We start from the raw sequence: 8,951 nt of genomic DNA on the forward strand, positions 1-8,951 counted from the left end.
CTGCTCATCGCATGCGCCAACGTGGCCAACCTGCTGCTGGCGCGCGCGGTGCACCGGCGGCGTGAAGGGGCCATCCGCGCCGCCCTGGGAGCCAGCCTGAGCCGCCGGGTGTGCGAGTCGCTCGCCGAGAGCCTGCTGCTGGCGCTGCTGGGGGGCGCACTGGGGTTGCTCCTCGCGCTCTGGGGAACCGAGGCCATCTCCGCACTGCTGCCGCCGATGCTGAGGAACCTCGCCGCTCCGCAGCTGCACCTGCCGGTGCTGTTCTTCACGGCCGGGCTGTGCGGCTGCGTGGCGGTGCTCCTCGGGCTGGTGCGTGCGCTCGACTCCTCCCGGGCTTCGCTGCTGCCGCTCCTGGGTGGGGGAGCGGGTGCCACGGGTGCCCGCCACCCGCTGCGCTCGGGCCTGGTGGTGGTGCAGCTCACGTTCGCGCTCGTGCTGCTCACCGGGGCGGGGCTCCTCGTGCGGACGCTCGGGCGTCTCTCGGAGGTGGAGCTGGGCTTCCAGACGGAGGGCGTGGTGTCCGCGGCCGTGCAGCTTCCGGCCCAGCGCTACCCCGACGAGGCCGCACGCATCCGCGCTGCGGTCCAACTGGAGGAGGCACTGTCCGCACTGCCGGGCGTCCAGGCGGTGGGGCTGCAGCGGGAGCTTCACCTGGGAGGCTCCACCACCAGCTCGGGCATCACGGTGGAAGGGACGGAGGACACGGGGCGTCGGCATGCCGAGCACCGCGTGGTCAGCGCGGGCGCCTTCACGGCGCTGGGCGTGCCGCTGAAGAGTGGCCGCCTCTTCGAGGCGACGGACACTCAGGGGGCGCTGCGGGTGGCGGTGGTCAACGAGTCGTTCGTGCGCGCCTTCCTCGCCGGGCGGGAGAGGCTGGGCACGCGCGTCTCCTTCGACGGGGACACCTGGTGGACGGTGGTAGGGGTGGTGGGAGACGTGCGCCACCGCGAGCTGACGGCGCCTCCGGGGCCTGCTTTCTATCTACCGGTGGCCCAGGCGGGGCCCGCGCAGATGCACCTCATCGTGCGCGGAACGCCCGCGCCCACGCTGGCGCAGGTGCGCGAGGCGGTCCGCAGCGTGGACCCCGAGCTCCCGGTGCCTGCGCTGGAGCAGCTCGGCACGCTGGTAGCGCGCGGCAGACAGCGTCATGAGCTGCTGCTCCACCTGCTCTCCGGGCTCTCGGGGCTCGCCCTCGTGCTGGCGACTCTTGGGATCTGGGGCGTGGTGTCCTACGGCATCACCCAGCGCATGCGCGAGCTGTCCATCCGCCGCGCGCTGGGAGCCACCGAGAGCAACCTGGTGCGGCTGGTGGTGGGTTCCATTGGAAAGCTGCTGGGAATCGCACTCCTGCTGGGCCTCCCAACGGCGGTGGGGCTGGGGCAGGCGGTGCGCAGCCTCCTCTATGGAATCACCCCTGCGGACATCCCCACGTTGCTGGGGGGAGCCGCGCTGCTGGGTGTGGTGGGCTTGGTCGCTGCGTGGTTGCCAGCGCGTCGGGCGGCCAGGGTGGATCCGGGCCTCACCCTGCGGGCCGAGTAGACCAGGCGCTTGAAGCGTATAAGAAGCGCATTCGATCAAAGGTGAGTGACCTCCCGAATGGGCCCCCTACCATCGCCGGCACCCGCGCAGGGTGCTCAGAGCTGAGGGGTCAAGGCGCCGAGCGCCGGCCGATCTCCGGGAAGCGCTCGTAGGTCCGCAGGAGCGCGTCGCTAGGGCAGCTTGACCATGCAGTTGACACTGCCGACCACCACCAAGCAGTCGACTCGCTTCTCCTCTTTGCCAGTGGCTGCGTCCACGATTCTCAACACGTGCCAACCCTCATAGGTTTCGATCATGTCCTTGCTGTCGAGCGTATGCGCGTCAAACTTGAGCACCTTCTTGCCGGGTGGCAGGCCCTGCACTCCCACGTACAACCGCTCAACGTTGAGGGGGACGGGTTTGGACTCGCCCTCCTTGAGCGTGACGATCTCTACCCTGCTGAATCGATGTCCCTGATTGGTTCCGCTGACTTCGATCTCGTACTTGCCAGGCTGCATGGGTCGCTTTTTGACTGGCAGATCAACGGGATCGTCACCGATGAAGACAAAGACCTCCTCGCCTGAAGGCATGGGCGCCAAGGTCAGAAAGGCAGGGGCCAATTTAGACCTGAGCACTCCTCCTGACGCAGGTGCGGAGGCAGTTCCGGACTTGGACGCCCTTTTTCTCGGCCGCTTGGCGGGATTGGACTCGGAGGGGACTGGTGGGGGTGGCGTCTCCACACTCACTGGCGGGCGCAGTTGCTCCTCGAGGGCCTTCGGGGCGACAGGCGGCACCTCCGGAGCTTGCGGAACTGCCGGAGGGGAATGGAGTGACTCAGCCAGAGCAGGGGGCTCCTTCACTGTGTCTCGTGAGAAGCCATAAATGGCTGTTCCCATGAGGATCAACATGATGGCGGCGATCATCAGAGGGATTCGCCAGCGAGGCCGCGCGACGAGCTTTGCCAGTCGCTCATCCTCTTCCATGGTGTCCGCAGAAGAAGGAGGAGTGACGAGGGTCGCTTCCAGAGGGCGAGTGATGGACTGAGTACTTGGACTCCTCATGGGCCGGGTCGAAGCAGTGGGGGCTGAAGCTGACTCCACCGCAGGGAGCTCTTGCGAGCTGCGGCGCGCGGGCGGCGCATCCGGCTCCGTGGACAAGGTCTTGACCAACTCGGCGATCTGCAGTGCCCCTACCGGCTCGCCGCATCGGAAGAGAAAGCGTTCGAGATCCGCCTGCATCTGACGACAACTTGCGTAGCGGGCTTCGCGATTCTTGTGGAGCGCCTTCTCAAGCACCTGCACCAGCGTCAGGGGGACGTCCATGCGCAACGCCCCTATATCCACGGGGTTGTCGTGGATGATGAGCTGCATGAGCTGGGGCTCCGTATCGGCGACGAAGGGACGGCGGCCCGCGATCAGCTCATAGAGCACGACCCCCAACGCGTAGATGTCAGCCCTTGAGTCGATGGGACTCCCCAGCAGGTACTCCGGGGGCATGTATGCAAGCTTGCCTTTGAGCACGCCGCTCAAGGTCTGCGGCCCGACGTTCGCCGCTTTGGCGATGCCGAAGTCCACCACCTTCACCCCGCCCGTACTCGAGACGAGGATGTTGTCCGTACTGATGTCCCGATGAATGAACCCCAGCGGTTGGCCGTTCTCGGGGTTCACCAACGCGTGGGCATAGGCGAGCCCCTCACACGCCAGAGAGACGATGCGGGCGAGGAGCGGGTAGGACATGGGTGTGCCTCGCTGAAAAGCTCTCCTGGAGAGCGTCTTCAAATCGAGCCCATCCACGTACTCCATGGCGATGAAGTAAGACTCTTCCTGCTCGCCGAAGTCGAAGATCTGGACGACGTTGCCGTGGTTGAGGCGCGCAGCCAGCTTCGCCTCAGCGAGGAACATCTCAATGAATTGAGGATCCTCCGCAAGGTGGGGGAGGATGCGCTTGACGACGAGTTCCTTCTCGAAGCCCATGGGCCCTGCGGCCTTCGCAAGGAACACCTCAGCCATACCACCGATGGCGAGCCTGCGGACGAGCTGATACTTGCCCATCTGCTCCAAACCGCCTCCTCCTGCCAACTCAGTCAGCTGCTTTGCTCGGGGGAACAAGAAGCTGATTCGTAGCAAACGCCAGCATTCCTCTCAACATTGCGGCTGACAAATTGGGGAGGGTGGTGTCGGGGTTTTCAGGCTATCCAGCAACTTCAAGCTTGAGAGCGCCTAATCTTAAGAGGGTGTTGAGCAGGAGCACGAGCAGGGAGGCAGGCATCCTGGTCCACAGAGGCAGCCTGCCGCAGCAGCCTGGCATCCGTGACGGCAGCCGAGATCCGATGAAATTTGACGGTTGGGTCGAGGAGCAGCTCCGCGATGCCACGTCGTTTTCCTGCATGCGCCCGCCGGAGCGAACCACTCGCACAAGGCAGGCCGCGTGATCACCTCTGACAACACGCAGGTGTCCAGCATTACGGTGCGCGGAAAACAGAAGGGACAACGGGCGCTGTAGGAGTCCGAGATCGAGGCATCGTGGCTTGCACCTAACCCCCTTCAGGGAAGTTGAGTAAGGGGCTGGCAGGTTTACGCCATGGAGGAGGCTAACCCCCTTCAGGTAATTCGGTTAACCGCCCTCAGAGGGAGCGCGGCTGGCTCTCACGAGGGGACTGCCTTACCGGACTTTGCTGAAGCGGGTTAGCTCGGGCAGGTGGCGCCCACGTCGGACCTCTCCAGCTCGGCCCGGAGCGCGCCTCGAAGCTCTCCAGCTCGGCCCCGGTGGCGCGCGTCCGACAGCTCCAGCTCGGCCCGGAGCGCCGCCTCGAAGCTCTCCAGCTCGGCCCGGTGGTGCGCGCGCTGGACAGCTCCCACTCGGCCCCGGTGGCGCGCGCGTCCGACAGTTCCAGTTCGGCCCGGTGGCGCGCGCCAGGAGACGACCAGCAGCCTCCCTCAGCCCGGAGTCACACGCCCGCCAATCTCCGGGAAACGCTCGTACGCGCGCACGAGCGCCTCAAGGTGCGCGGGGTTGTCGAGATCCAGCGGCGTGCCCGTGAGCTGAACCACCCACCCGCCCGTCGCCGTGCGCCGCGCCCGAGAGAGCAAGTCCGCATCGCGGGTCGGGTCCGGGAACCCGATGGCTTGTGCAGCGGCTGCCGACCAGTAGTTCAACCACCCGAGATAATGGGGGATCTCAGGCGAGCGGAGGTGCTTGGGAAGGTTGAGCGCTGGGAGCCCCCGGGGAGGAACATGCGGCTGATCCATCGAGTGGCGAAACTGTTTCGCCACCTCCGGCGCTACTCCGTCCGGCAACACGCGCCCCCAGAACGCGCGTGCGCCTTCCGCCACGCCTTCCAGCATATCCCCCGCAGCCGCGATGCTGGCCGCATCTAGCGGCAGCTCTGCATGGACATCGAGCAACGGCTGGCCGCCCGGCGCTTGGCGCCCGGATGTCCGCAACCCATAAACCGTCACCGGGTAACTCTCGTCGCCGTTGCACAGCAGTGGGAACTCCCCGCGCCCCGCCGCCTCAGCGAGCCACCCATCGCGTTGCGGCAACGCGATGGGCCGCCCCGCCTCTGACAGCTTCCACTCCAAGCGCACACCTGAGAGCGCCCGTTCGATTCCGTGGACGACTGCGAGCGTGCGACCGTCGTCGCCCACAAGCGCAGGCGCGAAGACGATATGGATGAGGGTTCTCTGCTTGGTCATCGCTTGCACCCCGTAACGACGATATTGAGGGTGGGCTCCTGTTCGAGCAACGCGTCTTTGTGCTCTTGGGTGCTCACCCCAACGACGAATCCATAGCCACATGCCTCCGCGATGTCCCGCTCTTCCTTCAGCAACGGCACTTGCTCCCGGATCGTCATCCGCCGGATGAAGGCATTGTATGTGTCAAATCGATGGGTCTTGATCTCCCACAGCACGCGCACGCCGGCTTGCAGCGCATCAAAGCGCACACCGCCCACGCGCACGTCCATTCCGGGATAACGGTTCGGCGGAAACTTGTCGGCGCACTCGTCATGCGGATCATCCTCGCCAGCGTGAGGCACTGGGATGGGCTCGCACTCAGAACGGCGGCGCTCCGCCGTCACCGGGGCAGGCGGGTCCCTCCTGTTCGCTCTGGGCCTCTCCGGTGTGGGGTTCGCCTCCGGTTCCTGCGAGGCCCGAGGAGAGTCTCCGGCCCAAAGGCCCGGCTCCCGGGTGGGCGGCAACACGCGCTTGTGCGGGCTCCGCGGCAGGGGCTCGGCTCGAACCTGCCCTGGCTGCCCGTGGGTGGGGAGGCCCGTGCCGGGCACAGCGGGTGGGCGCACAGGCGCCCAAGCGTAGGTCTCAGGCGCCTCTTGAGAGGTGGCGCATCCAGCTACGACGACGGCCACGGCAACGGCTTGGCGGAGCGCGCTGCAAGTTCGGAAGTTCATTCCACGCTCTTTCATCGAAGAGGGGGGCGGTGCGGGTCAAGGCTGGGTCGGTTCTACTCGGGAGTCTGCAAGCAAGCTCTGACAGCTTGAGCCGGGGGCGCGCGCGTCCGGCAGCGCCAGCTCGGGCCGGGGTGCCACCTCGAAGCGCTCCAGCTCGGCCCCATGGCGCGCGCCAGGACGGCAGCCACGGTCGCGCCAGCTCGGCCCGGGGCGCGCGCCAGGACGGCAGCTAGGGTCGCCGCGTCCAGCTCGGCCCGGGGGTGCGCGCGTCGGACAGCTCCAGCGCGGGCCAGTGGAGCACACTTGCCGCTTGGCAGTGCGGAAACCGGGCAAGAGAGAGCGCCCCGGGGAGAAGAACGCGAACCGCTCCGAGGGCTCTAGAACAGCGGTGCGGCGTTACGCTTCCCCCCAAAGGGCTCGTGCTTCTCGAACGCATAGCGGGCCCGTAGCGCTCGCCAGAACGGCACCGCCATGGCCAGAGCCCCCGCAAGGCGCGGCAGGTCCACGCGCCGCGAGCCCGGCAGCGCGGGCGGGTAAGCGCATTGCTCAGTCGTGCGCGCCTGGACTGGGACCAGACGAGCGCGGCCCAGCGGACCAAAGCCCACGCGCTGCTGCGGGGTGCCTGGCGCCAGGCACCCAGCCCGAGCGCGAGCAGTCCGGGCCGGAGGAGCACTCACAGCGCACAGGCCGGGGCAGCCGTCGAAGGCGCGAACGCGCCGCACGTCGCGCACGGGGACTCTGCGACGCGGACGCCCGCTCTCGTCTGCTAGGCTGGGGGCCTACCTGGGAGGTTCCCCCGTTTTGCTCCGACCGTCCTTCCCGCCTTTCGCGTTCGCCTCGCTGCTGGTGGGCCTTGCCGCTACGGCACAGGCCGCGCCCGCAGGGGGCGCTGCTCCCCGCTCCGTCGTTCTCACGGGCAAGGCGGGCGAGTCGCCCCTGCTCTACCTCTCGCCTGACGTTCCCACGTTCATTCTGCTGGATGCGCCGATCTTGCGTGAGTCAGTCGAAGTGGAGGGCAGCGCGCGCTTCGCCAGAGTGGATCCCGGCGATGAAGGCATCATGCTTGTCCTTGCGGTGCCTCTCGGGCCCAAGGAACGGCTGGCGCTCCGGTTCACCTACCGCGAGGGGTTCCCCTCAAGCGTCGTGTTCCTGCTCACGGGGCAGCCGGGCGAGGTGGATACCGTGGTCAAGGTGAGCCGCCCGCAGCAGACGGTGGAGGCGTGCCGCGTGGAACTGTCCGCCACGCGCGAGCGGTGCGAGGCCCAAGCCAAGGAACTTGAGGAATTGAAGGCTCGGCCCCCAGCGGTGAGCCCCGCAGCCGTGGCGCTCGCGAGGCTCGTGGACGTGAAGGGCATGAAGGTTCAAACCTTCCGGGAAGCGTGCCGCGAGGTGCCGGGAGAACTTCACCCCGCACAGTGCAGAGGGCTCGCGGCGTCAACGTGGACGGTGCTTGTCCTCGAAGTGAGCAACACCGGGCCGGAGCCGTGGGCGCCCGCGTGGGCAGAGGTAACGCCCGCAGCGGGAGGGGAGCCGCGCCGCGCCCGCGCGGTGCTCTCGGGACAGGCCGCTATTCCCCCGGGTGTCGCGGTGAGCGTGGCCGTTGAGGTGGAGATGCCCGCGAGGCAGCAGAATGCATGGTTGCAAGAGCCGCATACGCTGCGGGTGTGCAACGCGGACGGGAGCCGCTGTCTGTCCGTTCCCCAGGTGAAGCTGTAGCCACAGGCGAGAGGTGCTCGGCATGTTCTGGCGATTGGATCCAAAGAACCTCAAGCCCGGCCAGTGGGTGGACTGCTGGCGCATCGTCCGGAAGATCGGCGGCGGCAGTTATGGCGTTGTCTACGAGGTGGAGAGGGACGGGAAGCACTTCGCGCTCAAGGTGGCCTGTCAGGTGGACAAGCGGAGCGACCCGAAGCAAACGGACGCACGCGCGAGGCGCGAGGCGGTCTGCCTCGGGAAGCTCGAACACCGCCACATCATCCGTAAGTGGGCGGAGGGGCGTTGGGGGGATCCTCGCTCGGGCTTCCTCTACATCGTCCTGGACTTCGTGGACGGCTACACGCTCGGGGAGTGGGTGCGGCGGACGTACCCGACGGTGCATGAAGTGGTCGTCCTGTTCCTCAAGCTGTTTGACGCGCTGGAGCACATGCACGGGCGGGGCGTGTTCCACAGAGACTTGAGCCTGCGAAACATCATGGTCACCAAGGACGGCGAGCCGGTGATCATCGACTTCGGAGCGGCGGACTACGCGGACGCCGCAGAGTTGACGGATGCACCGTTGCCCCCTTGCACCCCGCGCAACCGCAGCCCGGAGGCGGTGCGCTTCTGGAGGGAGAGCCTCCACAACCCGGAGGCGCGCTACCCCTTCAAGGCGACCGATGACATTTTCGCGCTCGGAGCCGACCTCTACGACGTGCTGACGGACCCGACACCCGACCTCAGCAAGAATCGGCCCTCGCTCCAGGGCGAGGTGGCTCTTGCTTCCCCCTTCAAGGTCACCCAAGGGCGCGTGCCGCTGGAGTTGAGCACCTATGCATTGCTGCTGATCCATGAGGACTTGGGGGAGAGGCCCGCGACCGCGAAGGATGCGCGGCGTCCGCTGGAGGATTTCGCGAAGTACGAGGGCCCGGAGTGGCGCGGCACCCGCCCCCACCCCGTCGCCGCGCACTTCCCGCCAGAACCCGCCGAAGGGGCTCCCGTGGCAGTCGAGGAGGAGCAACCGGGGGGCCTGGAGGTGCCGATCCCCGTTCACCCGTCCGCCGTGCAGGGGGCGGGGGTTGCCGCTCTCGACAGTGCGCGCCTTGCGTGGCGCCGTCCGGCGCGCGTGTGGCTGCTGGCGCTCGCGGTGCTCGCGGCAGCCGTAGCCGCCACCCTGCTGCACAGGCCAGCACAACCGGCGCCGCCCCCGGTGGCCAGGAGCGCCCCAGCGGAGCAACCCCCACCCGCGCCCGCTCTGGCCGAAAAGCCGACAAGCCGCCCCGCTCAGTTACCCTCGCCTCTCCCTACCCGAGAGGAAGCGAGCCCTTCCGTG

General features: G+C 67.5%; 8 protein-coding genes. 3 read left to right on the forward strand and 5 right to left on the reverse strand.

Going from position 1 to position 8,951, the window contains the following annotated elements:
- A partial coding sequence (locus VD972_RS35145; RefSeq protein ID WP_324993181.1) for an FtsX-like permease family protein occupies positions 1-1,539 on the forward strand: 1,539 nt, incomplete at its 5' end.
- Between the two features lie 170 nt (positions 1,540-1,709).
- On the opposite strand, the gene VD972_RS35150 is transcribed toward VD972_RS35145, so the two are convergent.
- From VD972_RS35150 to VD972_RS35170, 5 genes are all read right to left on the reverse strand, one after another.
- Complete coding sequence (locus VD972_RS35150; protein ID WP_324993188.1) at positions 1,710-3,569, reverse strand: serine/threonine protein kinase; 1,860 nt, start codon at positions 3,567-3,569, stop codon at positions 1,710-1,712.
- A gap of 633 nt (positions 3,570-4,202) precedes the next feature.
- The gene (locus VD972_RS35155) at positions 4,203-4,376 is read right to left on the reverse strand and encodes a hypothetical protein (RefSeq protein WP_324993182.1); all 174 of its coding nucleotides are present in this window, start codon (positions 4,374-4,376) and stop codon (positions 4,203-4,205) included.
- Positions 4,377-4,454: 78 nt separating this feature from the next.
- The gene (locus VD972_RS35160) at positions 4,455-5,213 is read right to left on the reverse strand and encodes a DUF5953 family protein (RefSeq protein ID WP_324993183.1); all 759 of its coding nucleotides are present in this window, start codon (positions 5,211-5,213) and stop codon (positions 4,455-4,457) included.
- Positions 5,210-5,554 carry a DUF6310 domain-containing protein gene (locus VD972_RS45615; RefSeq protein WP_414654182.1) on the reverse strand — a complete coding sequence of 115 codons (345 nt, stop codon included), beginning with the start codon at positions 5,552-5,554 and terminating at the stop codon, positions 5,210-5,212. Before VD972_RS45615 ends, VD972_RS35160 begins: the two co-directional genes overlap by 4 nt.
- 746 nt (positions 5,555-6,300) lie before the next feature.
- Entirely contained in the window at positions 6,301-6,654 is a 354-nt protein-coding gene (locus VD972_RS35170) for a hypothetical protein (RefSeq protein WP_324993185.1), read from the reverse strand.
- A gap of 70 nt (positions 6,655-6,724) precedes the next feature.
- Here VD972_RS35170 and VD972_RS35175 point away from each other — a divergent pair, with 70 nt between their 5' ends.
- Positions 6,725-7,639, forward strand: coding sequence for a DUF2381 family protein (locus VD972_RS35175; protein WP_324993186.1), 915 nt, complete (start codon positions 6,725-6,727; stop codon positions 7,637-7,639).
- 22 nt (positions 7,640-7,661) lie between these two features.
- A partial coding sequence (locus VD972_RS35180) for a serine/threonine-protein kinase (protein WP_324993187.1) occupies positions 7,662-8,951 on the forward strand: 1,290 nt, incomplete at its 3' end.

The sequence above is a fragment of the Hyalangium sp. genome (genome assembly GCF_035629615.1).
Taxonomy (GTDB): domain Bacteria; phylum Myxococcota; class Myxococcia; order Myxococcales; family Myxococcaceae; genus Hyalangium.